This window comes from Exiguobacterium sp. RM11 (assembly GCF_059821525.1).
Genome location: NZ_CM187558.1, coordinates 166,816 through 189,831 on the forward strand (window position 1 = coordinate 166,816; position 23,016 = coordinate 189,831).

At 48.6% G+C, this 23,016-nt stretch carries 31 protein-coding genes and 1 riboswitch; of the genes, 21 read left to right on the top strand and 10 right to left on the bottom strand.

Features of this window, described 5'->3' with window-relative positions; all coding sequences use genetic code 11:
• Positions 1 to 89 precede the first annotated feature (89 nt).
• Both AC5LIL_RS00960 and AC5LIL_RS00965 read left to right on the top strand, forming a co-directional pair.
• On the top strand, positions 90 to 374 hold the full coding sequence (locus AC5LIL_RS00960; RefSeq protein WP_214785177.1) for a putative quinol monooxygenase: 285 nt from the start codon (positions 90 to 92) through the stop codon (positions 372 to 374).
• A gap of 14 nt (positions 375 to 388) precedes the next feature.
• Positions 389 to 1,273, top strand: coding sequence for a VOC family protein (locus AC5LIL_RS00965; protein ID WP_499824569.1), 885 nt, complete (start codon positions 389 to 391; stop codon positions 1,271 to 1,273).
• A gap of 35 nt (positions 1,274 to 1,308) precedes the next feature.
• On the opposite strand, the gene AC5LIL_RS00970 is transcribed toward AC5LIL_RS00965, so the two are convergent.
• The 3 genes from AC5LIL_RS00970 to AC5LIL_RS00980 all read right to left on the bottom strand — a co-directional run bounded on the left by AC5LIL_RS00970 (position 1,309) and on the right by AC5LIL_RS00980 (position 4,034).
• A complete protein-coding gene (locus AC5LIL_RS00970) occupies positions 1,309 to 3,126 on the bottom strand; it encodes an LTA synthase family protein (RefSeq protein WP_499824570.1) in 1,818 nt (605 codons plus the stop codon).
• Positions 3,127 to 3,213: 87 nt separating this feature from the next.
• Positions 3,214 to 3,612 carry a VOC family protein gene (locus AC5LIL_RS00975; RefSeq protein WP_214742322.1) on the bottom strand — a complete coding sequence of 133 codons (399 nt, stop codon included), beginning with the start codon at positions 3,610 to 3,612 and terminating at the stop codon, positions 3,214 to 3,216.
• Entirely contained in the window at positions 3,612 to 4,034 is a 423-nt protein-coding gene (locus tag AC5LIL_RS00980; protein ID WP_499824571.1) for a VOC family protein, read from the bottom strand. The genes AC5LIL_RS00975 and AC5LIL_RS00980 overlap by 1 nt, the downstream gene beginning before the upstream one ends.
• A 118-nt stretch (positions 4,035 to 4,152) precedes the next feature.
• Here AC5LIL_RS00980 and AC5LIL_RS00985 point away from each other — a divergent pair, with 118 nt between their 5' ends.
• Complete coding sequence (locus AC5LIL_RS00985) at positions 4,153 to 4,629, top strand: GNAT family N-acetyltransferase (RefSeq protein ID WP_337874473.1); 477 nt, start codon at positions 4,153 to 4,155, stop codon at positions 4,627 to 4,629.
• Between the two features lie 28 nt (positions 4,630 to 4,657).
• Here the strand turns inward: AC5LIL_RS00985 and thiW are convergent, their stop codons facing one another.
• The 3 genes from thiW to AC5LIL_RS01000 all read right to left on the bottom strand — a co-directional run bounded on the left by thiW (position 4,658) and on the right by AC5LIL_RS01000 (position 6,872).
• A complete protein-coding gene (gene thiW, locus AC5LIL_RS00990; protein WP_271305768.1) occupies positions 4,658 to 5,143 on the bottom strand; it encodes an energy coupling factor transporter S component ThiW in 486 nt (161 codons plus the stop codon).
• Positions 5,144 to 5,210: 67 nt separating this feature from the next.
• A riboswitch (TPP riboswitch) is annotated at positions 5,211 to 5,309 on the bottom strand.
• A 50-nt stretch (positions 5,310 to 5,359) separates the two neighbouring features.
• Positions 5,360 to 6,106, bottom strand: a complete 747-nt coding sequence (locus tag AC5LIL_RS00995; RefSeq protein WP_499824572.1) for a hypothetical protein — start codon at positions 6,104 to 6,106, stop codon at positions 5,360 to 5,362.
• Positions 6,107 to 6,179: 73 nt separating this feature from the next.
• On the bottom strand, positions 6,180 to 6,872 hold the full coding sequence (locus tag AC5LIL_RS01000) for a hypothetical protein (RefSeq protein WP_499824573.1): 693 nt from the start codon (positions 6,870 to 6,872) through the stop codon (positions 6,180 to 6,182).
• 94 nt (positions 6,873 to 6,966) lie between these two features.
• On the opposite strand from AC5LIL_RS01000, the gene AC5LIL_RS01005 reads away from it, so the two are divergent.
• From AC5LIL_RS01005 to AC5LIL_RS01060, 12 genes are all read left to right on the top strand, one after another.
• Entirely contained in the window at positions 6,967 to 7,887 is a 921-nt protein-coding gene (locus AC5LIL_RS01005) for an AAA family ATPase (protein WP_214785161.1), read from the top strand.
• A 2-nt stretch (positions 7,888 to 7,889) separates the two neighbouring features.
• On the top strand, positions 7,890 to 8,942 hold the full coding sequence (locus AC5LIL_RS01010) for a DUF58 domain-containing protein (RefSeq protein WP_214785159.1): 1,053 nt from the start codon (positions 7,890 to 7,892) through the stop codon (positions 8,940 to 8,942).
• A gap of 64 nt (positions 8,943 to 9,006) precedes the next feature.
• Positions 9,007 to 9,546, top strand: a complete 540-nt coding sequence (locus AC5LIL_RS01015; RefSeq protein ID WP_214785157.1) for a ribonuclease FAU-1 family protein — start codon at positions 9,007 to 9,009, stop codon at positions 9,544 to 9,546.
• A 49-nt stretch (positions 9,547 to 9,595) separates the two neighbouring features.
• Positions 9,596 to 10,726 carry a tetratricopeptide repeat protein gene (locus AC5LIL_RS01020; RefSeq protein WP_499824574.1) on the top strand — a complete coding sequence of 377 codons (1,131 nt, stop codon included), beginning with the start codon at positions 9,596 to 9,598 and terminating at the stop codon, positions 10,724 to 10,726.
• 11 nt (positions 10,727 to 10,737) lie between these two features.
• On the top strand, positions 10,738 to 11,169 hold the full coding sequence (locus AC5LIL_RS01025) for a GNAT family N-acetyltransferase (protein WP_337874480.1): 432 nt from the start codon (positions 10,738 to 10,740) through the stop codon (positions 11,167 to 11,169).
• Between the two features lie 133 nt (positions 11,170 to 11,302).
• The gene (locus tag AC5LIL_RS01030; protein WP_499824575.1) at positions 11,303 to 11,746 is read left to right on the top strand and encodes a MarR family winged helix-turn-helix transcriptional regulator; all 444 of its coding nucleotides are present in this window, start codon (positions 11,303 to 11,305) and stop codon (positions 11,744 to 11,746) included.
• Between the two features lie 27 nt (positions 11,747 to 11,773).
• Positions 11,774 to 12,766, top strand: a complete 993-nt coding sequence (locus AC5LIL_RS01035; protein ID WP_214785150.1) for a ring-cleaving dioxygenase — start codon at positions 11,774 to 11,776, stop codon at positions 12,764 to 12,766.
• A complete protein-coding gene (locus AC5LIL_RS01040; protein WP_074035419.1) occupies positions 12,763 to 13,392 on the top strand; it encodes an NADPH-dependent FMN reductase in 630 nt (209 codons plus the stop codon). Before AC5LIL_RS01035 ends, AC5LIL_RS01040 begins: the two co-directional genes overlap by 4 nt.
• A 96-nt stretch (positions 13,393 to 13,488) precedes the next feature.
• Positions 13,489 to 13,968 carry a hypothetical protein gene (locus AC5LIL_RS01045; RefSeq protein WP_499824576.1) on the top strand — a complete coding sequence of 160 codons (480 nt, stop codon included), beginning with the start codon at positions 13,489 to 13,491 and terminating at the stop codon, positions 13,966 to 13,968.
• Between the two features lie 40 nt (positions 13,969 to 14,008).
• Positions 14,009 to 15,076, top strand: a complete 1,068-nt coding sequence (locus AC5LIL_RS01050) for a saccharopine dehydrogenase family protein (RefSeq protein WP_499824577.1) — start codon at positions 14,009 to 14,011, stop codon at positions 15,074 to 15,076.
• The gene (locus AC5LIL_RS01055; RefSeq protein WP_337874483.1) at positions 15,073 to 15,570 is read left to right on the top strand and encodes an NUDIX hydrolase; all 498 of its coding nucleotides are present in this window, start codon (positions 15,073 to 15,075) and stop codon (positions 15,568 to 15,570) included. The genes AC5LIL_RS01050 and AC5LIL_RS01055 overlap by 4 nt, the downstream gene beginning before the upstream one ends.
• 39 nt (positions 15,571 to 15,609) lie before the next feature.
• Positions 15,610 to 16,404, top strand: coding sequence for a GNAT family N-acetyltransferase (locus tag AC5LIL_RS01060; protein ID WP_499824578.1), 795 nt, complete (start codon positions 15,610 to 15,612; stop codon positions 16,402 to 16,404).
• Positions 16,405 to 16,442: 38 nt separating this feature from the next.
• Here the strand turns inward: AC5LIL_RS01060 and AC5LIL_RS01065 are convergent, their stop codons facing one another.
• Both AC5LIL_RS01065 and AC5LIL_RS01070 read right to left on the bottom strand, forming a co-directional pair.
• Complete coding sequence (locus AC5LIL_RS01065; RefSeq protein ID WP_214695037.1) at positions 16,443 to 17,228, bottom strand: SDR family oxidoreductase; 786 nt, start codon at positions 17,226 to 17,228, stop codon at positions 16,443 to 16,445.
• Between the two features lie 72 nt (positions 17,229 to 17,300).
• A complete protein-coding gene (locus AC5LIL_RS01070) occupies positions 17,301 to 17,615 on the bottom strand; it encodes a hypothetical protein (RefSeq protein WP_427372061.1) in 315 nt (104 codons plus the stop codon).
• A 144-nt stretch (positions 17,616 to 17,759) separates the two neighbouring features.
• On the opposite strand from AC5LIL_RS01070, the gene AC5LIL_RS01075 reads away from it, so the two are divergent.
• From AC5LIL_RS01075 to AC5LIL_RS01085, 3 genes are all read left to right on the top strand, one after another.
• Positions 17,760 to 18,068, top strand: coding sequence for a hypothetical protein (locus tag AC5LIL_RS01075; protein WP_498390838.1), 309 nt, complete (start codon positions 17,760 to 17,762; stop codon positions 18,066 to 18,068).
• A 68-nt stretch (positions 18,069 to 18,136) separates the two neighbouring features.
• On the top strand, positions 18,137 to 19,141 hold the full coding sequence (locus tag AC5LIL_RS01080) for a S66 family peptidase (protein WP_499824579.1): 1,005 nt from the start codon (positions 18,137 to 18,139) through the stop codon (positions 19,139 to 19,141).
• Positions 19,138 to 19,728: an NUDIX hydrolase gene (locus AC5LIL_RS01085; RefSeq protein ID WP_499824580.1), complete on the top strand. Its 591-nt coding sequence runs from the start codon at positions 19,138 to 19,140 to the stop codon at positions 19,726 to 19,728. The genes AC5LIL_RS01080 and AC5LIL_RS01085 overlap by 4 nt, the downstream gene beginning before the upstream one ends.
• Here AC5LIL_RS01085 and AC5LIL_RS01090 read toward each other — a convergent pair.
• Positions 19,717 to 20,181 carry a GNAT family N-acetyltransferase gene (locus tag AC5LIL_RS01090; RefSeq protein WP_499824581.1) on the bottom strand — a complete coding sequence of 155 codons (465 nt, stop codon included), beginning with the start codon at positions 20,179 to 20,181 and terminating at the stop codon, positions 19,717 to 19,719. The genes AC5LIL_RS01085 and AC5LIL_RS01090 overlap by 12 nt on opposite strands.
• 50 nt (positions 20,182 to 20,231) lie before the next feature.
• Here AC5LIL_RS01090 and AC5LIL_RS01095 point away from each other — a divergent pair, with 50 nt between their 5' ends.
• The 3 genes from AC5LIL_RS01095 (at position 20,232) to AC5LIL_RS01105 (ending at position 22,352) form a co-directional block, all read left to right on the top strand.
• Positions 20,232 to 21,023 carry a GNAT family N-acetyltransferase gene (locus tag AC5LIL_RS01095; RefSeq protein WP_499824582.1) on the top strand — a complete coding sequence of 264 codons (792 nt, stop codon included), beginning with the start codon at positions 20,232 to 20,234 and terminating at the stop codon, positions 21,021 to 21,023.
• The gene (locus AC5LIL_RS01100; RefSeq protein WP_214759951.1) at positions 21,020 to 21,205 is read left to right on the top strand and encodes a hypothetical protein; all 186 of its coding nucleotides are present in this window, start codon (positions 21,020 to 21,022) and stop codon (positions 21,203 to 21,205) included. The genes AC5LIL_RS01095 and AC5LIL_RS01100 overlap by 4 nt, the downstream gene beginning before the upstream one ends.
• Positions 21,206 to 21,368: 163 nt before the next feature.
• Positions 21,369 to 22,352, top strand: coding sequence for a M23 family metallopeptidase (locus AC5LIL_RS01105; RefSeq protein WP_499824583.1), 984 nt, complete (start codon positions 21,369 to 21,371; stop codon positions 22,350 to 22,352).
• A 44-nt stretch (positions 22,353 to 22,396) separates the two neighbouring features.
• Here AC5LIL_RS01105 and AC5LIL_RS01110 read toward each other — a convergent pair whose 3' ends face one another.
• Complete coding sequence (locus tag AC5LIL_RS01110) at positions 22,397 to 22,942, bottom strand: TraR/DksA C4-type zinc finger protein (protein WP_074035454.1); 546 nt, start codon at positions 22,940 to 22,942, stop codon at positions 22,397 to 22,399.
• Positions 22,943 to 23,016: the final 74 nt, after the last annotated feature.

The following is a 23,016-nucleotide window of genomic DNA, read 5'->3' on the forward strand; positions in this document are numbered from 1 at the left end:
CTCGTACGATGAGATATCCGTTTTTTGGGATAGATTGCGGTAGATTCGGGAACAGAAAGGCAGGTCCATTATCGAAGGAGGAATATGGTATGGAAATCGTCATTACTGCAATCTTGAAAGCTCATCCTGGTAAAGAAGAGGCGTTACGTGAGGCGCTACACCGTGTGATTCCACCGTCACGAGCGGAAGAGGGATGTCTCGCGTACGTTCTTCACGAGGCGATTGATGCGCCAGGAACGTTTGTCTTTTATGAAAAGTATCAAGACGAAGAAGCGCTCGATCACCACATCCATTCATCGCATTATCAGGCATATCGTGATGAAGCTGGGGAGCTTCTCGCCGTACGTGATGTCTATCGTTTGCATGAAGTCTGAAAGGAGACTTTCTCATGATTACGCAACCTGTGATCCCATGTATTTGGTTTGAGGAGAATGTCGAGGAAATCGCCGAGTGGTATGTCTCCATCTTTCCAGATTCGTTTGTCGACTATACGACGAGATTTTCAAGCTCGCCAGCAGGCGAGACGACGATTGTGACGTTATCGCTCGCTGGGCAGTTCTTTCAGTTACTCGGGGGAGGCACGACAAAAGAACGAAATCCGTCCATTTCCTATATGGTATCGCTCCCGACAACTGAAGAAATCAATGCGCTATGGGAACGATTATCTGACGGAGCGGAGATCTTGATTCCATTAGATACGTACGACTTCAGTCAGCGTTATGGATGGTTGAAGGACCGCTACGGGGTTTCTTGGCAAGTCATGCATGATGGGGGGATGGACATTCAGCTCGTGACGCCATGCCTCTTGTTTGTCCAGGATGCTTTCGGTCGCGCCGAGGCGGCGATGAACGATTGGATTTCCATTTTCAAAGATTCGTATGTACTGGATGGACATACGGTACGATACACGGAAGAAGACGAGGAGGAACTCGACGGGAAAATCAATTATGCCCGTTTCGTCTTATCCGGCCGAGAATTTGTCGTGATGGACAGTAATGAGAATCATATGTTTTCATTTAACGAAACACAGTCGCTCATCGCTTTTTGTGAGACACAAGACGAAGTCGATACGTACTGGGAGCGGTTATCGGCTGTACCAGAAGCAGAGGAGTGTGGTTGGCTGAAAGATCGCTACGGCGTCTCGTGGCAAATCATTCCGTGGGAAATGGAAGAGATGATGACGGTCGGTTCGCAAGAGCAGATTGAACAAGTCGTACAGGCGTGTCTGCCCATGAAAAAACTCGATATCACGACGTTGCGTAAAGCCTATTAAACAAACCTCCCGAGACAAATAGCTCGGGAGGTTTTTCATGGACTCATTTGTGAGAGGGCATCTTTCTCGATGATGGTATCCGAGAGACGGAGCTGGCTGGCCGCACGGTCAATGTAAGGGGCGCATCGATCGAATGCGACCGGTTCTTCCGTCTCGACGGAATAGCATGTGCCGTTACCAGAACGTTCGGTCAAGTCTGGTTCATAGTAATGGTCTTCATATCGGAAAGCGCCCGTCCGAAAAACAGTCAGATTCGGTGTATCATTCAAGAGGGAGTCGCCAAGCATATATGCCGGAGAGATCCCAAGTACATCAAGAATCGTCGGTGCGATATCGATTTGACCGCCACTTGCCTCCATGACTTCTCCTGTCGTCAGTCCAGGTGGTTTGATAAAGAGAGGGACAGCACGGTCGAGTTGAAACGCATCAACCGTCGAGTCTACTTCTTCGATGGTAGCCATCTCTTCTCCAGGTGCCGTCAGACCGCTATCGTGGTCACCATATAGGACGAGAAACGTCTCATCCCACAACCCATCTTGTTTCAATCGTTCGATGAACTGACCGACTGCCGCATCGACGAAATGAACGGTATGATAATAGTTTTCGAGAAGCGGGTCCTCAATTTCCGACAGGTCCAATCGCTTCTCGTCCTCCGGAATGTCGTACGGCGTATGGCTCGTCAATGCGACTAAAAACGCATAAAACGGTTCATCCAACTCTTCCATGAATCCGACGGACGTATTCAAGAAGTCTTGATCGTTGAGTGCCATCCCGATGATTCCTTGGTCGGGGTAGTCTTTGTCGCTAAAGAAATGATTGAACCCGATGTTGTCATAAAAATCATCCCGATTCCAAAAGTCTTTACGGAAGGAGTGCATGGCTGCCGTATCATAGCCGGCCTCGTTTAAGGACTGAGAGAGCGCGCTGAATTGATTTCCCGGGAAACGTGTGTACACCGAACCGGATTTGACAGGGTAGAGTGACGTGTTCACGATGAACTCCGCATCGGACGTCCGCCCCTCATGCGTCTGATGATACACGTTCGGGAAATAGAGCATGTCACGTCGCAATCGATTTAAGTTCGGTGTCAATTCCTGTCCATTGATGCGTTGATCGATGACGGAAGTTTGGAACGATTCGAGTTGTAGGACGATGACGTTCGTATCCGGACTCGGGGCACTTAATTCCTGATAAGAGAGTGCTTTGATTTGAGAACGCTCCTCGTCTGTCAGGGCTTCGTTCCATCCCATGGCACGTTCGACGCCTCGGGCGACATCCATCGCGTGATAGCCCCAAAAACCGAGATGATAATATTCACGCATATTCGAGATTGGGTCGTCTGCGATCCATTTTTCCCCGCGCTGATAACTGAGGGTGAGCGGAATCGTGAAGAGAAGAAATCCTAGGGTGAAGCCGGCGAACGCCAATCGTCTTCCGTTCCGCTTCGCTTCACGGACAGGATGCCGTTTGATGTAACGTAAAATTAAACCGTAAATAATGAGGTCGATGAAGAAGAACGCATCAATCGGGCGGATGAGCGTCAAGAAGCCACCCCCGACATCTCCCATCTGTCCGATATCAGACAGTAAGGCGACAGATAATAAGTCTTCAAAATAGCGATAGTACCAGACGTCCGAGACGAGTAGGGTACTATGCAGGAACAGAGAAACGTATAAAATCCATCGGCGAATCGGGTAAGACACGGCAAGTGCCCAGCTCGTCAGGAGCAGAATCGTCGCCAAATTGATGAGGAAAAACGAGAAGTCGAACGCCGTCGCGGTCAACCAGCTAAAAAAGAAGAGCTTTGCCAGGGAGAGTGACAAGTAGCTCCAATAATCGAGATATTTGATCATGAACAACACATCCTTTTCATACCCATTCCCGATGAGACGAGTGAGGGAAACGTGAAGATGTGTCCAACAAAAAAGAGGCACAGGGCCTCAGTTAATCAGAAACGTATCACGCAGTTCAATGATGGTTCCTTCCGGTGCTTTTAGTTTACTTAAATGTCCATCGACGACGAAGTAGATGTTGCCACCGTGCTTCGGCAAGAACGTGACACCGAGCTGTTCGAGTCGAGCGACTTCCGCTTCGAGATCGTCCACATAGAGGGCGAAATGGACGGGACCGGCCGCATGTTTCGAATAGTCTTGTAACGTTTCATCCGTTTTAGCAGTCTGGAGCTCGATATAAAAATCCCCGAGTTTGAGCCAACTATTGAAGTCACGTGTGTGGAAGTTTGGCGATTCTTGGACGAGCTCAAAACCGAGCGCTTCGTAAAATGACTTTGATGCGGCATAATCTGGGGTTTGGATACAGATATGGTGAATTTGTTTCATTAAGACTTTCCTTTCGTTTGTAGGTCGTTCACGCGATTGCGGTGGAACGGGGAAGTCACATCTTCCGAGATAAGACTGATCGTATGGCCATCCGGGTCCACTACGTCAAAGCAAGACATGCCTCCGAAATCGTGAAGCGGTGTCGCAATCAACCCTGCTTGTTCGAACGATTGATACGCGAAATGAATGTCTTCACAAATGACGTTGAAATAGACATGGGCTTGTCCTGACGCATCTTTGAACGTTGCGGGTTGCGGTGACGAGGTTTGGATCAATCCGAGTTGAGTCGAACCGTCTGGTAGACACAAACCGATGCCTCCTTCCCAGCGACCAATTTCTTTGGCATCAAAATAAGTGGTATACCAGTGTAGGGACTGTTCTACATCTGATACGGGAATGAAGATACTTCCGATTCGGAACATGTGATAACCTCCTTTTCTCTTATTAGTGTAGCGAATGCATGATCTCGAAGATACGGGGGAAGAAACTTTTTACGGGAGAAAGCGTATGAAAGAAAGAGAAAATCAATGAGGTGAAAGCATGAAAGGAAATGAAATCACGATTCAGCCGATTGATGCATTCAATCGAGAGGCAATCATCACTCTATCAGTGGACGAGAAACAGTCCCGATTCATCGAGACGAATGCCGAGTCGCTTCAAGAGATGGTCGAGGATACGAAATATAATTGGCAGAGCTATGCATTTTATGACGGTGAGCGACCGGTTGGCTTCATGATGGTCGGAGCAGAAAATCAGACAGAACGTTATGTATGGCTCGACCGCTTCATGATTGATCACAATGAGCAGGGGAAAGGTGTTGGGACGAAGTGTCTACGCATGGCAGTGGAATTTATCCAGACACAATACGATGTGGATGATATCATCCTGAGCCTCCATCAAGAGAATGAAGCTGCGAAACGATTTTATGCGAAGAACGGCTTTGTCGACAGCGGTTTGATTGATGAATGGAACGGCGAAGCAATCTGGGTTTATCACACAAAAACCCGACCGTCATGAGCCGGTCGGATTCCTAAATCAAAATACGTTATTTGAGTATGCTCGGTCGCAACTGTTTGACACGTGATAAGACGAGCCAACCGAGAAGCGCGCCTGTCAAACTAGAGGCAAGGAACGCTGGAACGAAGAAGAAGGCACCGAACGTCGAACCCATCAACAGTTTCGCATACGGGACGGCAATCAACGAGGCGATGACACCGGTTCCGATGATTTCTCCGAGAGCGGCAGCATAGACGCGATTCGTGCGAACGAAGAACATACCAGCAAGAAGTGCACCAATCATGCCACCGGGGAACGCGAGAAGTGACCCTGTGCCGGTCATGACGCGAATGAGTCCGGTCACGAATGCGACGAGGACGGCTCCGATTGGGCCGACGGTAACTGCGGCAATCACGTTCACCATATGTTGAATCGGATAAGCGCGGGCGACACCTGTAGGAATCGAGATGAACATCGAGCCGACGACGGCGATGGCAACGAGCATCGCCATCCAAGTGAGTTGTTGAATACGCATGAATAGTCTCCTTTCAAAAATAAAAACGCCACGTTTCCAGACGGAAAAATGGCGTGGACATACAGAGACGTATCCCAAGCCACTTCCCTACGCTGGTATGAGCCAGATCAGGTTCAAAGGGTCCGGCAAATGCCGTCTCAGCCCGAGGGCTCCCCTAGTGGTCGTTTATTGGTTTGAGTATAACATAGCTATCTGAAATCGGGAGGGTTCATGAAATTATCCTTCATACTTGGCTAACAGGTCCTCATAGTCCTTCTCGTTCCAAAAGAGCGGTGAGATGGATTCGGGACCTTTTAAAATTTCTCCATCTTGATCGTATACGATGGCATATCCACCTTCGACATCGAACACGAACAAGTCGGCAGTGACTTCGGTCACGCCATTCCCAGCGATAATCACATCGTCGATTGGTTCCCGTGCCAGTTCGATACCCGCTTCATCGAGTTCGACGAGGAGGGCTGATGTGTACGCATGGCCGTCATAGACGGATTGAAATTCATCCTGCGTTAGGACGACATCGGTAGGTGGGGCACTTGTGCCGAATTTCCGGTTTTCAATCTCTTCGACGTATTGAAGGAAAGACTCCTCTTGCCAAAACAGCGGGGCGACCGACTCAGATCCATTGATTACCGTTCCGTCCTGACTGTCGAATACCGTGGCATACGTCCCATCATCGAGTTTGAACGGATAAATATCTGCATATGTGTGCTCAAGCCCGTTTCCGGCAATGATGACGCGTTCAAACGTCTCGCGGAACGGTTTGATGCCTTGTTGCTCGAGCGCAGCGAGGAGTGGTTGTGTTTGTTCATATTGGTCATAAACGTCTTTAAAGTCTTCACGTGTCCATTCGGTGATGGGTTCATCGGTTGATTCGATTGGGATCGGATTGTCTGCCACCGTATCTGTATCCGTACAACCCGTCAGTAAAAGTGCACCTAATCCGAACATCACCCATCGTCTCATGATTTCATCCCCTTAACTGACATTTTCCACCATTTTATCATTCATGAATGAAAAGTAGAACCTGTGCACATTCTCACTCGGGGTGAGGATGGGTCGTATAGTGATCGAGTATGCTCTTAAAGTGAAGCGTATCTTCTTCAGAAATCGTCACACCTGATGAGGTGCCGTAGCGAACCGCATGATAAACGGACGGGTTCATCGGTAAATCGATGCGTTGGAACCACTCTTGCAGTGTCTCATGAGCACGCAATCGCTTGGCTGGTACGAGAGATTGGTTGAATGTGATCAGTGCATCACGAATCGGGACGTTCGTGAACGCTGTGAGCGTCGAAACGGACGAAGCGTTTTCGCGTTGTAGCGATTCGACAAGCGGGTCTGCGTTTGAATCAGCATGATCTCGTGCGCGCGCCAAACGTTGCTTCCGTTTTCGATAGATATAAAAGGACAGGCAACCGAGCGCAAGCAAAGCGCCGAATAACCCGAGATTTCGTCGTGTAGATTCTCCAGATTCCGTGATTCTCTCAAAAAAGTTATGCTTTCCTTTTTGGGGGTCCAATTTAAATGGGTAATCTGCTTTGGATTCACCAATTAAAATTCCATCATCTTCATCCGATAAGAGATCAGTCGGAGGACTGTTATTTTCCTCGACGGGGATCGTTTCCGGATTATAGAGCCACTCGAATACACTCGTTGCAACCACTATCATCGTGAACGTACCAAGGAGTGTGGTGGCAATCAGGAGAAGAAACTTGTTCGTCCAGCGCAAGAGGATACCTCCTTTTTGAATGTTCAGACTATTTGTTGTTTATCTTACCATAAAAAGGTAAAGTTTGAGTAAGACAAAAAATGGAGGTCGTCATATGGGCATGGAGCAGGTCATCAAACAGTTGAACGAGGTGTATTTAGGAAAAGAGGATGTCGTACGCCTCTGTTGTACGGCGTTACTCGCGGAAGGACACATTTTGTTAGAAGATGTGCCAGGAACGGGGAAAACGTTACTGGCCAAGACGATTGCAACTAGCTTTGACGGCGCGTTTTCCCGGATTCAGTTCACGGCCGATTTGTTACCGTCTGACGTGATTGGCGCAGATTATTTCAACATGCAGACCCAGACGTTCGAGCATCGACAAGGACCAATCTTTGCGAATATCGTCTTGATCGATGAAATCAACCGAGCGGTTCCACGAACGCAGTCCGCCTTGCTCGAGGCGATGGAAGAACGGCAAGTCTCCATCGGGGGAGAGACGTATCCGATGCCAAAACCATTCTTCGTCATTGCGACGCAAAACCCGATCGAATCGGCCGGGACGTTTTCGTTACCGGATGCACAGCTCGACCGCTTCCTCATTTCGATTCCGGTCGGTTACCCTGATGTCGCGGAAGAGCGGGAGCTCCTCTTACAAGTCATGCGTCAAACACGGAAAATCGTGGAGGCGGTCGCGACGTTAGACGAGTTACGCCGCGCACAAGAAGAAGTGAAGCAAGTATCGATTCAAGATGACGTCCTCGATTATTTACTCGGGCTCGTCCATGCGACACGAGAACACCAATCTGTCGAGGTTGGTGTCAGTCCACGAGGAGCCATCGCGCTCATGCGAGCGTCTCAAAGTTATGCCTATCTGAACGATCGATTGTATGTCATTCCGGAAGATGTGAAAGCCGTGGCACCTTATGTATTGGCACATCGCCTGACGTTGACGCTTGAAGGAGGCATCAAATCGACGAAACAGGACATCATCCGTTACATCTTAGACACCGTTTCTGTTCCGGTCGAGGGTTGATGATGACGTTCTCGACACATAACGCCCTACAGAAACAATGGATCCCGGTCTACGGATTCGCCGGAGTGATTCTCGTATTTGTCCCGTACATGGAGATTGTCGGGTATGCGCTTTGTTTACTTGCGGGCATCGTCTGGTTCTTCGAACGGACGCGGAAACAGTTAGAGCGAGCCCTTCGTCTTCATATACATACACACGAATCTCTTCTCTTTGTTGGGGATGAGACGGAAGTGCAGGTGATGCTAGACGGAAGTGAAACCGTCGAACGACTCGGGCTTCCCGTTCGCGTTCGCATGAAATCTAGTACAACGCTTAGCTTTCCAGACCACGATCGCTCCCCAAATAGTTTAGATATGACGTTACGGACGGATCAGGCCCGCCATGTGCTTCGTGTCCAGGCCGAATTTCGGGGACCGGCTTATATCGAAGAGTGTGTACTCGCTGTGACGCTCCCGCTTCATCTCGGGACGTATCTTCTTGAGTGTCCCATCGAGAAACGGTGGACGGTGCTGCCGTCCCTCACGTTACATCCTCCGGTCGGCACGAAACGATTGGCACTCGGTGACCGTCCTTTGACCGCATCGCCTCTACGGAATCCATTACAGATTCTAGGTTCAAAGCCTTATGAAGGAGAACCGGTCAAGGAGATTGACTGGGTCGCCACGGCGAAGCTCGGGCGTGTTCAGTCGAAAGTCTTTCAAAAGACATCACTCGATACGTTCACGTTCGCAGTCGATTTGAGTGGTCCGTCTGGCTACACGCTCCATCATGACTTCGAGTCGATTATCAGCCAAGTCGCGTATGTGACGACCCGACTCTTAAAAGAAGAGTGTAAAGTCGAACTGTTCATCAACCGCTTCAACGGGGAAGGGAAGATGGAGCATATCTCTCTTCAAGAGGGAGAACGAGGTTCACGCCTCATCCTCATGATGCTGGCCGACCTCCATCCCGGGAACCGCTTCATCTCGACAGACGCATTCGTCCGCATGGTCGAGCGGAAACGGCTGAAGCAAAGCCATCTCGTCTGGTTCAATCAGCATAACCTGTACGACTAACAAGGAACTTTCCTTCTTCTGGCGAACTGTATCATACAGAGATGACCGAAAGGGAGAGATCCATATGGCAAAACGGAAGTATGCGAATCGACGAGACTGGGAGCGAATTTTAAAGAACCGTTATGCGCAAGAACGCGTTCAGACGGAACAGTTTTCCGGGGTGGTTGCCTTATTCCAAATCGATGAGGTTCGAGCGCCACTATATAAAAAACACAGAGGGGAAGAATTTATTGTGGCGGATGCCGGTTTTAGTTGGCTCCAATATTTCCCGGACAATGAACCATTCGGTGTGACGGCGATGATCAATCCGGAAGGTGAAATCGTGCAGTGGTATATCGACCTCGTCGACCGGATCGGCGAAGAGGATGGCATTCCGTATATGGACGACTTATTGCTCGATATTCTTGTGTTTCCGAATGGGGACATCGTCAAAAAGGATGAGGATGAGTTCGAAGCGGCGACCGAGAGTGGCGAATTGACACCTGAACAAGTCGAGCGGGGATGGCGTGAGTTTGAAGCGACGCTCGAACGAATCGAACGTGGAGACTTTGTCTACTTTGATTTGGCAAAAGGACATTACGAACAGTTAAAACAAAAGCTATGAGTGGATTCACTCTCTCTGCTACAGTAAGAGCGTAGAAGGGGGAGTTTTTATGAAACAAATTGAAATCGAGATGTGGGCACGACGTAAGCATTTTGAGTTTTTCAAATCGTTTGACGCGCCGCATTTTAACGTGACGGCGAACGTGGATGTGACAAATCTCTATACATATTCGAAAGCGAGCAATCAATCGTTCTTCAAACTCTTTTTATACGGTGCAGTGAAAGCGGCGAACACGATTCCGGAATTGCGCTATCGGATCCGTGGAGAAGCGGTCGTCGAACATGAGGTGGTCCACCCATCGTTCACCGTCATGTTAGACGAGGATGTCTTCAACTTTTGTGCGGCTACGTTCCATGAGGATTTACCAACGTTCTTACAAGAAGTGACGATGCGGATGGAGCGAGCTGCCGATGAAGTCGTGGTTGGGGATGACGAGCCCGACGACTTACTGTATATCACGAGTGTGCCGTGGGTCACGTTCACAAGCATCATGCACCCGACGCATCAGCAACAACATGACAGCGTCCCGCGCATCGCCTGGGGCAAGTTTGAGCGTCAAGGAGAGCGTCTAAGGATGCCGTTATCCGTTCAAGCCCATCACGCACTCGTTGATGGCGTGCATATCGGCAAGTATTATGAAGCGCTCCAATCATGGTTAGACCAAGATTTCGCACACGAGGTGACCGACGTGACAGAAGAAAATGAGTTTAACCGAGCAGTACGCCTCCGTGAAGAGGGACAACTCGAACAGGCGAAGCAACTGTTCTTATCGCTCTTACGGAAGGATGAGAAGAATCCGAGACTTCATGCATACTGTGCGTGGTGTTATGACTCGCTCGGTGAAGAACGTCAAGCGGTACCGCATTATGAGCGGGCCATTCGACTCGGATTGACCGGAGATGAGTTGGCGGAATCGTATCTCGGACTCGGTAGCACGTATCGGGCACTTGGTCGATACGAGGAAGCGGAACAATTATTTGCAGAGGCAATCGAACATTTCCCGAATCATGGGGCGCTCAAAGTGTTTCAGGCGATGACCCACTATAACGTCGACCGTCATGAAGAAGCGATGGGCGCGTTACTCGAGCTGCTTGCCAGTCCAAAACCGGACGAAAGCATCGCAAGGTACCGTCGTGCCATCGCGTTCTACGCACGGAATTTAAACGAAACGTATGAGTAAAGGAGAAGAATATGATTTCATTACGTCCGATTGATGCACAAAATTGGTATACATGCTGTCACTTGGTACTGAGTGAACAACAGCAAACATACATGGAGCCGAATGCGATTTCGTTACTTCAAGCGATGTACGAACCGACGTTACGCCCACGCGCGATTTATGAGGAAGAGACGATGGTCGGCTTCCTCATGTACAACACGGAGCCGGAAGAGTTGGATGCATGGTGGATTTACCGAATCATGATCGACCACGCTCATCAAGGTAAAGGAATCGGCCGACACGCGACAGAGCTGATGCTTGAAGAAATCGGAGAGGGGAAATCAATCGTTGTCGGGTATCATCCTGAGAACAAGGCGGCCCATCACTTATACGAAAGCTTAGGATTCGTTGATGAAGGACATCGATTCGGTCGTGAGATGGCCGTGATTCGTCGAGGAGAATAAGGCGGGGGGGAATCCCGTCTTATTTTTTTGAATCAAATCGATTGACGGCAAAATCTTCACGTGATATATTTATCTCGAATTAAAGATATTTGAATTTAAGTTAATGACTCTCTTGGACAAAGGAGGGAGACAGATGGAACCATCTGATGCATTAAAAACAATCACCGTGCTCTTGCGCGCCTCACAGTCGCTTCAAGACCTGGTGAAACAGGAAGTAGCGTCGTACGGATTGAACGCGACCGAGTTTGCGGTACTCGAGTTTTTATATCATAAAGGGGATCAACCGATTCAAGTCATCGGAAAGAAAATCCTACTCTCGAGCGGGAGCATGACGTACGTCGTGGACCGGTTAGAAGAGAAAGGGTATCTCGTCCGAAAAGCTTGTCCGAGCGATCGCCGCATCACATATGCCGCGTTAACGAATGACGGAGAGCACTTGATGCAAGATATTTTTCCGAAGCATACGGAGCATATGAATGCATTATTTGAAGGATTATTTCTGACAGAAACGATTGAACAGTTGAAACAAATTGGGAAGCGGGCAGAAGCCGCAAAAAATTTTAATCATGTATCTTGAATTCAAGATATAAAAGGAGAGAGAACGATGAACCACGTAAAAGGAATTCACCACGTCACGGCGATTACAAGTAGTGCCGAAAAAAACTATGATTTCTTCACCCATATTCTTGGAATGCGCTTAGTGAAGAAAACGGTCAACCAGGACGACATTCAAACGTATCACTTATTTTTTGCAGACGATAAAGGGAATGCCGGTACAGACATGACGTTCTTCGACTTCCCGGGTATCCCGAAAGGCAAGCACGGAACAAATGAAATCGCGAAGACGTCGTTCCGCGTGCCGACAGATGAAGCGTTGACGTATTGGGTCCGTCGCTTCGACCGTCTCGGTGTCGAGCATGAAGGGATTCAAGAACAGTTCGGGAAGAAGACGCTCTCGTTCATCGATTTCGACGAACAGGCGTATCAACTCATCTCGGATGAGTTCAACGAAGGGATCGCATCAGGAGAGCCGTGGAAGAACGGTCCAATCCCGCTTGAGTACGCCATCACAGGACTCGGTCCCATCTTTATTCGAATTGCCGACATCACGTATTTCAAACAAGTGATGGAGCAAGTGATGCTATTTAAAGAGATTGGACGAGATGGTGATGTCTATCTCTTTGAAGGAGGTGAAGGTGGAAACGGAGCGCAAGTGATCGTCATTCATGACGAGACATCTCCACAAGCGCGTCAAGGGTTCGGTACCGTGCACCATGTCGCATTTCGTGTCGAAGACCGGAGCGTCCTCGATGAATGGACAGCACGTCTCCAACAGTTCGGTTTGCCGACTTCTGGCTACGTCGATCGCTTCTTCTTTGAATCATCCTATGCACGTGTCGCACCGCAAATCTTGTTCGAATGGGCGACAGATGGTCCTGGATTCATGGGAGACGAGCCGTACGAGACGGTCGGTGAGAAGTTGTCACTCCCGCCGTTCCTCGAAGCAAAACGTTCGCAAATCGAGGCGATGGTACGACCAATCGATACAGTCAGAAGCACGAAAACATTTGAGAAAGAATATGAGGGCATGAAATGAGTTTCTTGAATCGCTTATTTGGAAAATCAGATGAATCACAACATAACCAAGGAGGAACTACTATGTTAAACATCGGAATCGTACTCGGATCAACTCGTGAAGGTCGCGTCAGTCCACAAGTCGGGGAATGGGTGAAAGAACTCGCCGACAAACGTGGTGATGCCAACTATGAAGTCATCGACATCGCAGACTACAACTTGCCGCTTCTCGGTGAAGCTGGCCAAGACGCATCAGGCGCAGCGGCCTGGTCGGAGAAAATTGCGCAAATGGACGGATTCATCTTCATCGTCCAAGAATATAACCATTCCATCTCAGCATCTCTTAAAAACGCACTCGACTACTTACGCGTCGAATGGAACAACAAAGCAGCTGGAATCGTCTCATACGGTTCTGTCGGTGGAGCACGGGCAACAGAGCATTTACGTGGCATCTTGAGTGAATTGTCAATCGCTCACGTACGTGTCCATCCTGCACTCTCACTCTTCACGGACTTCGAGAACGGCACGCATTTCGCACCGAAAGATGTGCAAGCACAATCGGTTAACGACATGCTCGACCAACTCCTTCCGTGGACAGAAGCGATGCAATCGGTCCGTACAAAAGCCGGAGAAGTTGCAAACAATTAACAAATCGCGAAGCCAGCCTGAATTCAGGCTGGTTTTTGTGCGTTTTCAAGTTGATTGCGCTAAAGTGGAGAAGAATGGAAAGAAAGGAGGGATTCGATGGTGACACGAAAAATCATCGCGGCTTCCTGGACCGTACCCATCTATGCGTTTGTGTTAGGCATCGTTGAATTTTCGCAACAAACCCTTATGGAAACTTCATTTGTAGAGAGCGTATCGGGATTTCTTTTATTGTGTACGATTTACATGGCATATAGTTCCCCTATCATTTTGACATATGGTGTCGTGACATCATGGTTTAGCGATTGGGTCGCAAAGCGATTCAGTTCGGAACGCATACAGTCGTTCACTTCGCTCGCTTTACATATTCTATTTGGGCTCGTCTTGTCATGGCTGAGTCTTCTCGCAGCCGTCTTGTTCTTCCTGATTGATCGTCGATTGATAAATCGAATGGACGTGACAAAACGAGCTGCCATCAAAAGTCTTTTCATCCCAATCGGGTGTTTGCTTGTCATGATGGGGAGCGTGTATCTGATTGGGGTCGTTCAAGATTTTTTCGTTCGATTCAACTCGATTTAGGGAAACGAACAAGGACAACCTTACATAAGGAGGGGTAACTATGAGATGGATGATTTACGGGGCGAATGGATATACAGGGGAACTGATTGCCCGTCAGGCCGTCAGTGACGGATTGCGTCCGATTCTTGCGGGGCGAACTGGTCGGGAGATTCATCGACTCGGAGACGAGCTCGACTGCGAGACATCGATTTTCGCATTAAGTCGTGAGGCGGCAATCAAGGCGCTTCGCGATGTGGATTTAGTTCTTCACTGTGCGGGTCCGTTCACGGATACGAGTCAAGTGATGATCGAGGCATGTCTGGAAACGGGTACGCATTATTTGGATATTACCGGGGAAATCGATGTGTTCGAATATGTTCATTCTAAACAACGGGCGGCTCAGGCGAAGGCACGTGGTGTCATTCTATGTTCTGGCGTTGGATTTGACGTCATCCCGACCGACTGTGTCGCACGAAAATTAAAGGAACTCTTACCCGATGCGACATCACTCGCTCTCGGATTTTCGGCGGCAGGTGGCATCTCACCAGGAACGATGAAGACAGCTGTCCGTGGACTTGGATCGAGTAGCGTGGAACGTGTGAACGGAAAGCTAGCACCGTTCCCAATCGGGGCAAAGCGCAGGACGATTGATTTTGGACGAGGAAGCCGCACCGCGATTGCGATTCCTTGGGGAGACGTTTCGACCGCCTACTATACGACGGACATCCCGAATATTACGACGTGGGTGCCAGTGCCGACAGCGGCAGCCTATGTGGCACGCGCCTTGTCTTGGTTCAGTCCCATTCTTGGGAAAGTTGCTGTGCAGCAGCGATTGCTGCGTTATGTTGATGAGAACGTATCGGGACCGAATGAAGTCGAACGCAAAAAAACCTCGACGTATGTATGGGGAGAGGCGACAAATGAGGAGGGGCGCAAGATCGTCGTTCGCATTCAAACGGCGAGCACGTATGCCTTCACCGTCTATGGTGCACTCGCCGTCGTCAATCGATTGCTCGGTTCCGGTCGGATGCTTGCGGGAAGTTTCACGCCGGCCATGTTATTTGGGTCACATTTCATTGAAGAGATCCAAGGTTCGTCTTCGTTCACGATTGATGAGATTCGTCCATGAGCCGAGAAGCGTGGGATTTACTAGACGAAAACCGGCAACCGCTCGGACGAACGCATTTTCGCGGGGATGAACTGGATCCGAATACCTTTCACACAGTCATCGAAGTATTCACATTTGATCCGGATGGGAAATTGTTACTCTCGAAGCGCCATCCCGATAAGAAGTATCCTCTTCTTTGGGAAGGCACGGGCGGCTCGATTTTAACGGGTGAGACGAGTCGGCAAGGTGCGGTCCGTGAACTCCAAGAAGAATTGGGACTAACCGTCGACCCCGAACAGTTGCGTTTCGTGACGACAATCAAGCGCGGGACGTACTTCTTAGATGTGTATGTCTACACGAGCGAGCAACCGATTGATGTAAATCAACTTTCCTTACAAATCGATGAAGTGGTCGATGTGAGATTAGAGGAGTGGGACACGGTGCTCGATTCTGTTGAACTCGTGCCTACTGTCAAAGAACGGTTGATCCAGTACGGTCACTTGATTCGAACGTGATATGCTACACTCAACATGAAAAGCAAGGGAGGGAACAAAGTGAAACGTTTAGAATTGGCACGACGCATCGAAAGCATTAAAGCAGAGGGAACGTCTGCGTATATTCGACACCGCAAACAAACCCCTCCCTATGAAGGTGCGGAATTACACGTAGAAGGTAAGGGGCACGTGTTCAAAATGGGGAATATGAGCTTTGCAGTCGGGTTTGGACTCAATCGACCGACAAGTTTTTACGACCTGCACCAGATGGAAAAGTGGGTGCGTGGAAAAAATGTGTCTCGACTACATATCGAAGTTTGTCCGTTAGCGGACGATTCCTTACTACGCTTACTGCAAGAACGTAACTATACGCTCGATCACTTTTTAGACGTATGGACGTTAGATGTGACGCAATATGACGGACCGCCTGCTTCGAATCAAGTGGAAAAGGTACAAGATGAGACGCTCCATGAATGGGCGCACGCGATTGCGGCTGGATTTGCCGAATCTGGAACGATTCTTCAAGAGACGGTCGATACGGCGAAAGGATTTTATGCGCTGCCGAGTAATCACGCTTATCTTGTACGAGAATCGGACACTGTCGTAGCAGGTGGGATCCTCGCCACGCAAGACGGAATCGGGGAACTGTTTCTGACGAGTACCGTGCCGTCTTACCGGCAAAAAGGCTACCAAACCCAACTCATCTTAGAGCGAATAGCCGAAGCGAAAGCGCTTGGCTGTGACGTTCTCACTGTAACGACGAAGGTCGATTCGGCTTCAGGTCGAAACATGGAACGCCTCGGGTTTCAACCGTTCTATCAAAAAGCGGTCATGAAAAGTCCGATTCTCAAATAAAAAGCAGACCACTTCACATGAGGTGGTCTGCTTTTCGATTACAAGAGGGATTCAGCACCGTCGACATACACTTCAGAACCGGTGACATGGCTCGACATGTTGCTCGCAAAGAATAAGACGACGTCAGCGACTTGTTTCGCGGCACCGGACTTTCCGGCAAGCGGTTGGTTGCCGAGCGGATACTCGATAGGGATGACGATTTCTTCTAGCAATGCATCGTCTCGATTGGTCGAATCATCGATATTCGTATCAATGGCTCCAGGACAAATCGAATTTACGCGAATTCCGAATTGCGCGAGCTCGGCAGCTGCCATTTTCGCAAATCCGGTCTGACCTGCTTTCGTCGTCGCATAGCCACTGAAACCAAAGTTTTTAAAGTAGCGATTGCCGTTGATCGATGAAGTGATGATGATACTGCCACCATTCTCTTTTAAATGAGGAATGGCATGTTTGACGGTCAAAAAGGTTCCCGTCAGATTCGTCTCCACGACACCATTCCAGTCTTCAATGGACAAGTGTTCAATCGGTGTGATGGTTCCGTTGCGTCCGGCGTTGGCAAATACGATATCGATTTGTCCGAATCGCTCAATCGTCCGTGCATACGCTTCTTTCATTGCAGCTTCATCCGCAACATCGGCGCTGATCCCGATGGCCCGTTCCTCTCCGACGAGACTAGCGAGACGCATGGCATCCTCTTCATTCAAGTCGAGAATGGCGACTTTTGCACCCGCTTGAATGAAACGGATAACTGCGGCACGTCCAATACCAGATGCCGCCCCAGTGACGAGCGCTACTTTTCCAGATAGTAATTTATTTGAAATCAATCCGATCACTCCTTTTTATGACTCTTTCTCATATTCCACAGTTCTGGAAAAGTTACGCTTCATTTCAGAAAATCATGGCGATATGACTTCAATTGTCCGTGCGATGTTCAAGTTGGACTCCGTGGGGATGACCTCGATGGTGACGAGCTGACCGCTTTGTAATCCTTGTACGCTATTGACGATGCCCGTTACCTCGGTTTGGTCGTTAATTAAGATGACGCGCAGCGTAACTTCTTCTGAGGATTCGGTGGATTCAATCAATAGCTGAGGAATGTCGACCCGTTCAATTTGGCCTTCGACCACATTGTCATTCCATGTACTCATCCAATACATGACGATTAAAAAAAGACCGAGAAAGGCTAGGGCAAAGGTTAACCGTGCACTCATGCGCAACCCACTCCTTCATTGTCCGGCATCGCATCTTGTCTAATTTACCTTTACCCGGAAATTCTCTCAATCCTTGAAAAAATAGTAGGAATCTCAAGAAAAATGGGGAATAGAAAGAAAAACGAAAAGGTGAGGTGCGGGCGAATGTGGATGATGGTTGCGGCACTAGGATTTGTTGCTTGTGTATGGATTACGTTTGGCTGGTTTACTATCGGCAATGCGGGGCGACGAGTACGTGGAGGGCTCTTGTCCTTGAGTATGACCTGTCTGTTTGCGCCACTCTTCCTTGTGAAGCTAGGAGAACAGTACGGATTTATCGGGGTTCAAGTAGGGCTGACCGTTTTATTCGGCTTACTCCTAGGTGCCTTTTTCTTCGTGGCGCTCGGCTGGACGGGGCGACCGACGAAAGTTCGAAAAGTAAGAACGTTATCGGAAGACCCTGATTTATTTTGAAGCCTGACTTACCACTCCTACGGTATAATGCGGTCATAACGATGTTTACAGGAAATGGAGTGGAAATGATGATTGCACCACCACAGTTGAAGAACGGAGATACAATTGGTATCATCACGCCTTCTTTTCCAGCACCCGTGCAGTTTGAGGAGCGCTATCAACGAGGGATTGATCAGCTTAAGCGTATGGGGTTCAAGGTGAAAGAAGGCACATGTACATATGAATCAGAAGGGTATCGGTCATCCTCCATTCAGAATCGAGTGAACGAACTGAATGCGTTTTTGCATGACCCTGAAGTGAAAGCGATCATCAGTACGATTGGAGGAACGAACTCGAACTCGTTACTCCCATATATCGATTATGAGCAATTAAGACGCCATCCCAAAATCATCATGGGCTATAGTGATGTGACGGCAATCTTGATGGCGTGTTACGCCAAAACGGGGGTTATCACGTTTTACGGACCGGCTGTCGTGCCGTCATTCGGCGAGTATGGTGGGATGTTCGAGAAAGGGTCCCAGTACGTACGAGATATCCTCAGTTTGGAGAAAACTGCCCCGTTCGATTTGGACGTGCCGAAAGAGTGGACCGAAGAGATGCTCGATTGGTCGACGCAGCAACGTATCAAAACCTTTCAACCGAATGAAGGATGGTTACCACTAAGGGATGGAAAGGCACAAGGCACATTGATTGGCGGGAATTTGAATACGATGTCAGGTTTCTTCAAATCGGACTATTATCCCGATTTGAAGGGGGCAATTCTTTTCTTAGAAGACTCGTTCAAAACGATGGCTGAAGAAGAGCGTTCGCTCAGTATGTTGAAATTGGCTGGTGTATTTGATGAGATTTCGGGTTTAATTATCGGCAAGCATGAGCATTTCCAAGATCAATCGGCTCCGTTCTCGTTCAACGACTTGTTGCTTGAAATCATCGGCGACACGGACATCCCGATTTTGACGAATGTCGATATTGGTCATACGTTCCCGTCACACGTCTTCCCGATTGGCATTCAGGTCGAATTGGATGCGACGAATGGAACCATCCGGTTTTTAGAAGATGGGGTGTCAGCATGAAAGAATACCTCACCATATTTGACGAAAATCATCAAAAACTTGGGGAGAAAGAGCGCGGACAGGTTCATCTAGACGGAGATTGGCATGAGACGTTCCACTGCTGGTTTTGGAAAGACCAATTTATCTATCTACAGCGTAGAAGTATGGAGAAACAGGACTTTCCCGGGAAATATGACATCACCGCAGCGGGACATCTCGCTTCAAACGAGACGTTCATTGATGGTATTCGCGAAATTGAAGAAGAGCTCGGACTGTCATTGACGTTCGAACAGCTCACAGCTCTTGGAATATTTGAAGACGTGATTGAACTGGACGGTTTCCTCGATCGCGAGTTTGCACATACGTATAGCTACGCTTACCAAGATGAACCGCTCCGTTTTGACGACAGGGAAGTGATGGACGTGGTGGCGGTTCACAGGGACGAGCTGATGGCGCTCACGGAAGGACGATTGCGTACGATTGAAGGAAACTCCATCATGACGAATCATCTCGTTCACATCACACAAGCCGATTTAGTTCCGCATCGTCTGACGTATTGGCACCGTATATGTGAGGGGTTAGCACGAATCGATGCGTCAAATCGATAAAGAGAGAATTCGCTGCTCGCCAATCGGTCCACCGATTCGACGTCCGGTATCGACCCATCCGTTTGTCGTATAAAGTGTAAACGCCACATCATTTTTCAGGTTGACGGACAATACGACTTCACGGATATGAGGGAAATGCTGTTGTACAAACTTCGGAAGTTCTTGGAGTGCTGCTTTTGCGTACCCCTTGCCTTGATCTGCCTCATTGATGGCAAAAGCCGAGAAGAGCAGCGCATATGGTTCGTCCGTATAAGAAGCGACTCGTTCGTTGTCATGTAGTAAAAACATGCCGACCGCCTTCTGTTCGACGACAACAATCGGATGAACGCCTTCAGGAAGTGGGTCGTCCATGTCTTTTGGAAGGGTTGTATACTTTTCTTGATCCGTCGGCAAGGTGAACGTATCGAGAATCGGTCGATTCGTATCATTTCGATATTCTAATGAGATGTTCATAAGGCGTCTCCTTCTGGCTTTATTGATTTCATTCAGAAAAGGGGAATTATATGGCTACACAACTTACATATCGTCAAAACCCGCCTGTGCGAGATTTATATCGGGCGTTTATGACTGGTTTTTCTGATTATATCATTCCGTTCCAATTCGATGAGCAGACGTTTGAAGACGTCTTTCTCGTACGAGACCAAAATCAGCCGTCCCGTTCCATCGTCGCTTATGACGGGGAAGAGCCGGTCGGCGTCGTATTGAGTGGGATTGCATACCTCGATTCGGGATGGCAGACGCGTTGCGGCGGACTTGCTGTCGCCCCGCACGCTCGGAAATTGGGCGTTGCGACCGAGTTGATGCAACGATTTGAAGAGGAAGCCAAAGGAACTCGTTTGCTTGAAGTAATTCAGGGGAACGATGCAGCGTTGTCGCTTTATCATCAACTTGGATATAAGACGACACGTGAAATCTATTACTTTCAGGCGGTACCACTTGAAACGACTGCTCACATGACTTCGGAACCGATTCAAACGTTGTTCGACCGACTATACCCGACAGCTCAGCATGTTCCGATTTGGCAACGCGATGTGCGCGTGACTCAACAGGAGGCGGAACTTGTGAAAAAGATCGAAGACGAACGAGAAGGATTTTTGTTATACCGCGATCATGTATTGCTTGATGTTTTTGGTCACGCTGAAGATGCAGAATGGTTATTGCGCGCGGCTGCGACCCGATCCCCACTTCACCTCACTTTGACGTCCGACCGTCCTGAATGGATAGAAGCGGCACGCCGACTAGGATTTGTACAAGACGACATTTCGCAGTTTGAAATGGTGAAGGACGAACGATGAAGCGATTGTTACTTGTTTGTATCATCGGATTGATGTTAGGAAATACAGCGACCATCATCGCGCTGACGACGAATCTCTCGCCAGGAACGGTGAATCTGTTGCTAACAGGCGGGGTTGGACTGACCATCTTGTCAGTCATCGGCATCGTCCTTGCCGGATATTATACGAGGAAACGCAAGTGAAATCCTTGTGAAGTAATGCTTGAACATATCACATCGTCCTGTCATGAATGACATGAAAATGAAAAACTTCATTTATTGAAATGTTTAACCCCCAGTGGTATATTCGCATATGTAGCTTTTTTGAAGTTCATGAATGTATCAATTTGGAGGGTTTATTATATATATGTGGAAACAACTGATCATGACAGCAGGTGTCGGCGTACTCTTGTTCCAAGGACAAACCGCATCCGCTAACGAAATGACCCCGCAAGACCTCGTTCAAACGGAGAAATTTGTCCAACAAACCACGAAACAAGTCAAAGAAACGAAACAAGCCATTCAAAAAATCCAGTCAAAGTTGGATGAAGTCAATCAAAACGCGGAAGTATTGCGTGACAAGATTGAAGGCACTTCTGAAGAATTAGAAGCGGTCGAAGCGGAACTCGTTCCGACAGAACAGTCACTCTTTGCGAAAGTCGTATCGTCTGTGCTACCGAGTGCGAAAGCGGAGGCTGCTGAAGCAGAAGAAGCGCATCAAGCACTCGTTGAGAAGAAAGAACAAGTGAATGAAACGCTGAAGCAGCTAACAGAAGAACAACAACAGATTGAAGCGACACGTCAAGACGTGAAGACAGCATATGACGAAAAGTCGAAACAATATAAGAAGCAAACGAATCAGTTAAGTGATTTGAAGAAGCAGTATGAAGCGATGGCGCCTGATCAGTTCTTGATGCCTGCAGAAGGACGCCTCTCACAAGGGTTCGGTGCAGCAAGCGGACAGTTCGGATACACGTTCCACAACGGTTTGGATATTGCCGCTAAAACAGGTACACCGATTTACGCCGCAGAAGCTGGAAAAGTCACAAAAGTTAGCTCAAGTGGACCTTATGGAAATCATATTCAAATTGAGCATAACGTAGATGGCCAGAAATGGACGACGGTCTATGCCCATATGCATAAGGTCGATGTGAAAAAAGGTCAGACGGTGCGTCAAGGTGAACCGATTGGTCAAATCGGAAACACGGGCAACTCGTCAGGTCCACACTTACACTTTGAAATTCATAAAGGGAACTACAATTTCTCAGCTAGTTCAGCTGGAAATGCCGTCAACCCGATGAAAGTGGCAGAGCGCCTTGGTGGTGCTTCTCCAGTGAAAGCAACGTTTTAATCAGACAGATGCCCTGAGCCTCGTAAACGAGGTCAGGGCATTTTTCATTGTTCGCGTGTCGGGTCGTGGTTGCCTTCACTATCGGCAATCGTATCCGAACTGCCGTAATCTTCAACTTGTGAAAAGGCATCCGTCTTTTGACCGGGTTCATCCGTTCCGTCCAGTTCTTTGCGACGGGCCGTCTCATTCGGGTTCAACACGTCTTCTTCGACCGGTCGATCGAGTTCATGTTCGTGTTCTTCCTCTTCCTGGGCACGAGCGTGCTCGATGCAAAGTGTAGCTTCTGGGATGACTTCTAGCCGGTCCAGTTCAATGTCTTTCCCGCACACTTCACATTTGCCATACGTACCGTTCTGGATGGCGAGTAACGCCTTGTCGACATCGCTCAAGAACTCTTCGTCGAGCTCATTGAGTGCTTGGTCACGTTCGCGTAAAAAGAGTTCTTCACCTGAATCGGCCGGGTGATTATCGTAATGAGAGAGCTCGCCTTCATCGTACGTCTCTTCTCGGCTATCCATGTAACCTTCAGTTTTTGCTTTTTCTTTCAACAGACGTTTTTTAAACGTTTCGATTTGTTCTGCAGTCAACATATTGATTCACTCTCCAGTTCTGAAGTCATTAATATAGGGTTTCCCATTTTATTTGCGCACAAACCTTTTGAAGT

Excerpts from the sequence above, each read along its gene's own strand:
- AC5LIL_RS00960 (WP_214785177.1), top strand. The coding sequence starts at position 90 with ATGGAAATCGTCATTACTGCAATCTTGAAAGCTCATCCTGGTAAAGAA.
- AC5LIL_RS01035 (WP_214785150.1), top strand. The coding sequence starts at position 11,774 with ATGAACCACGTAAAAGGAATTCACCACGTCACGGCGATTACAAGTAGT.
- AC5LIL_RS01075 (WP_498390838.1), top strand. The coding sequence starts at position 17,760 with ATGTGGATGATGGTTGCGGCACTAGGATTTGTTGCTTGTGTATGGATT.
- AC5LIL_RS00995 (WP_499824572.1), bottom strand. The coding sequence starts at position 6,106 with ATGAGACGATGGGTGATGTTCGGATTAGGTGCACTTTTACTGACGGGT.
- AC5LIL_RS00975 (WP_214742322.1), bottom strand. The coding sequence starts at position 3,612 with ATGAAACAAATTCACCATATCTGTATCCAAACCCCAGATTATGCCGCA.
- AC5LIL_RS01095 (WP_499824582.1), top strand. The coding sequence starts at position 20,232 with ATGGCTACACAACTTACATATCGTCAAAACCCGCCTGTGCGAGATTTA.
- AC5LIL_RS01110 (WP_074035454.1), bottom strand. The coding sequence starts at position 22,942 with ATGTTGACTGCAGAACAAATCGAAACGTTTAAAAAACGTCTGTTGAAA.
- AC5LIL_RS00965 (WP_499824569.1), top strand. The coding sequence starts at position 389 with ATGATTACGCAACCTGTGATCCCATGTATTTGGTTTGAGGAGAATGTC.
- AC5LIL_RS01050 (WP_499824577.1), top strand. The coding sequence starts at position 14,009 with ATGAGATGGATGATTTACGGGGCGAATGGATATACAGGGGAACTGATT.
- AC5LIL_RS00970 (WP_499824570.1), bottom strand. The coding sequence starts at position 3,126 with ATGATCAAATATCTCGATTATTGGAGCTACTTGTCACTCTCCCTGGCA.
- AC5LIL_RS01010 (WP_214785159.1), top strand. The coding sequence starts at position 7,890 with ATGACGTTCTCGACACATAACGCCCTACAGAAACAATGGATCCCGGTC.
- AC5LIL_RS01030 (WP_499824575.1), top strand. The coding sequence starts at position 11,303 with ATGGAACCATCTGATGCATTAAAAACAATCACCGTGCTCTTGCGCGCC.
- AC5LIL_RS01055 (WP_337874483.1), top strand. The coding sequence starts at position 15,073 with ATGAGCCGAGAAGCGTGGGATTTACTAGACGAAAACCGGCAACCGCTC.
- AC5LIL_RS01020 (WP_499824574.1), top strand. The coding sequence starts at position 9,596 with ATGAAACAAATTGAAATCGAGATGTGGGCACGACGTAAGCATTTTGAG.
- AC5LIL_RS01070 (WP_427372061.1), bottom strand. The coding sequence starts at position 17,615 with ATGAGTGCACGGTTAACCTTTGCCCTAGCCTTTCTCGGTCTTTTTTTA.
- AC5LIL_RS01025 (WP_337874480.1), top strand. The coding sequence starts at position 10,738 with ATGATTTCATTACGTCCGATTGATGCACAAAATTGGTATACATGCTGT.
- AC5LIL_RS01040 (WP_074035419.1), top strand. The coding sequence starts at position 12,763 with ATGAGTTTCTTGAATCGCTTATTTGGAAAATCAGATGAATCACAACAT.
- AC5LIL_RS01015 (WP_214785157.1), top strand. The coding sequence starts at position 9,007 with ATGGCAAAACGGAAGTATGCGAATCGACGAGACTGGGAGCGAATTTTA.
- AC5LIL_RS01045 (WP_499824576.1), top strand. The coding sequence starts at position 13,489 with ATGGTGACACGAAAAATCATCGCGGCTTCCTGGACCGTACCCATCTAT.
- AC5LIL_RS01100 (WP_214759951.1), top strand. The coding sequence starts at position 21,020 with ATGAAGCGATTGTTACTTGTTTGTATCATCGGATTGATGTTAGGAAAT.
- AC5LIL_RS01105 (WP_499824583.1), top strand. The coding sequence starts at position 21,369 with ATGTGGAAACAACTGATCATGACAGCAGGTGTCGGCGTACTCTTGTTC.
- AC5LIL_RS00980 (WP_499824571.1), bottom strand. The coding sequence starts at position 4,034 with ATGTTCCGAATCGGAAGTATCTTCATTCCCGTATCAGATGTAGAACAG.
- AC5LIL_RS01005 (WP_214785161.1), top strand. The coding sequence starts at position 6,967 with ATGGGCATGGAGCAGGTCATCAAACAGTTGAACGAGGTGTATTTAGGA.
- AC5LIL_RS00985 (WP_337874473.1), top strand. The coding sequence starts at position 4,153 with ATGAAAGGAAATGAAATCACGATTCAGCCGATTGATGCATTCAATCGA.
- thiW (WP_271305768.1), bottom strand. The coding sequence starts at position 5,143 with ATGCGTATTCAACAACTCACTTGGATGGCGATGCTCGTTGCCATCGCC.
- AC5LIL_RS01090 (WP_499824581.1), bottom strand. The coding sequence starts at position 20,181 with ATGAACATCTCATTAGAATATCGAAATGATACGAATCGACCGATTCTC.
- AC5LIL_RS01080 (WP_499824579.1), top strand. The coding sequence starts at position 18,137 with ATGATTGCACCACCACAGTTGAAGAACGGAGATACAATTGGTATCATC.
- AC5LIL_RS01085 (WP_499824580.1), top strand. The coding sequence starts at position 19,138 with ATGAAAGAATACCTCACCATATTTGACGAAAATCATCAAAAACTTGGG.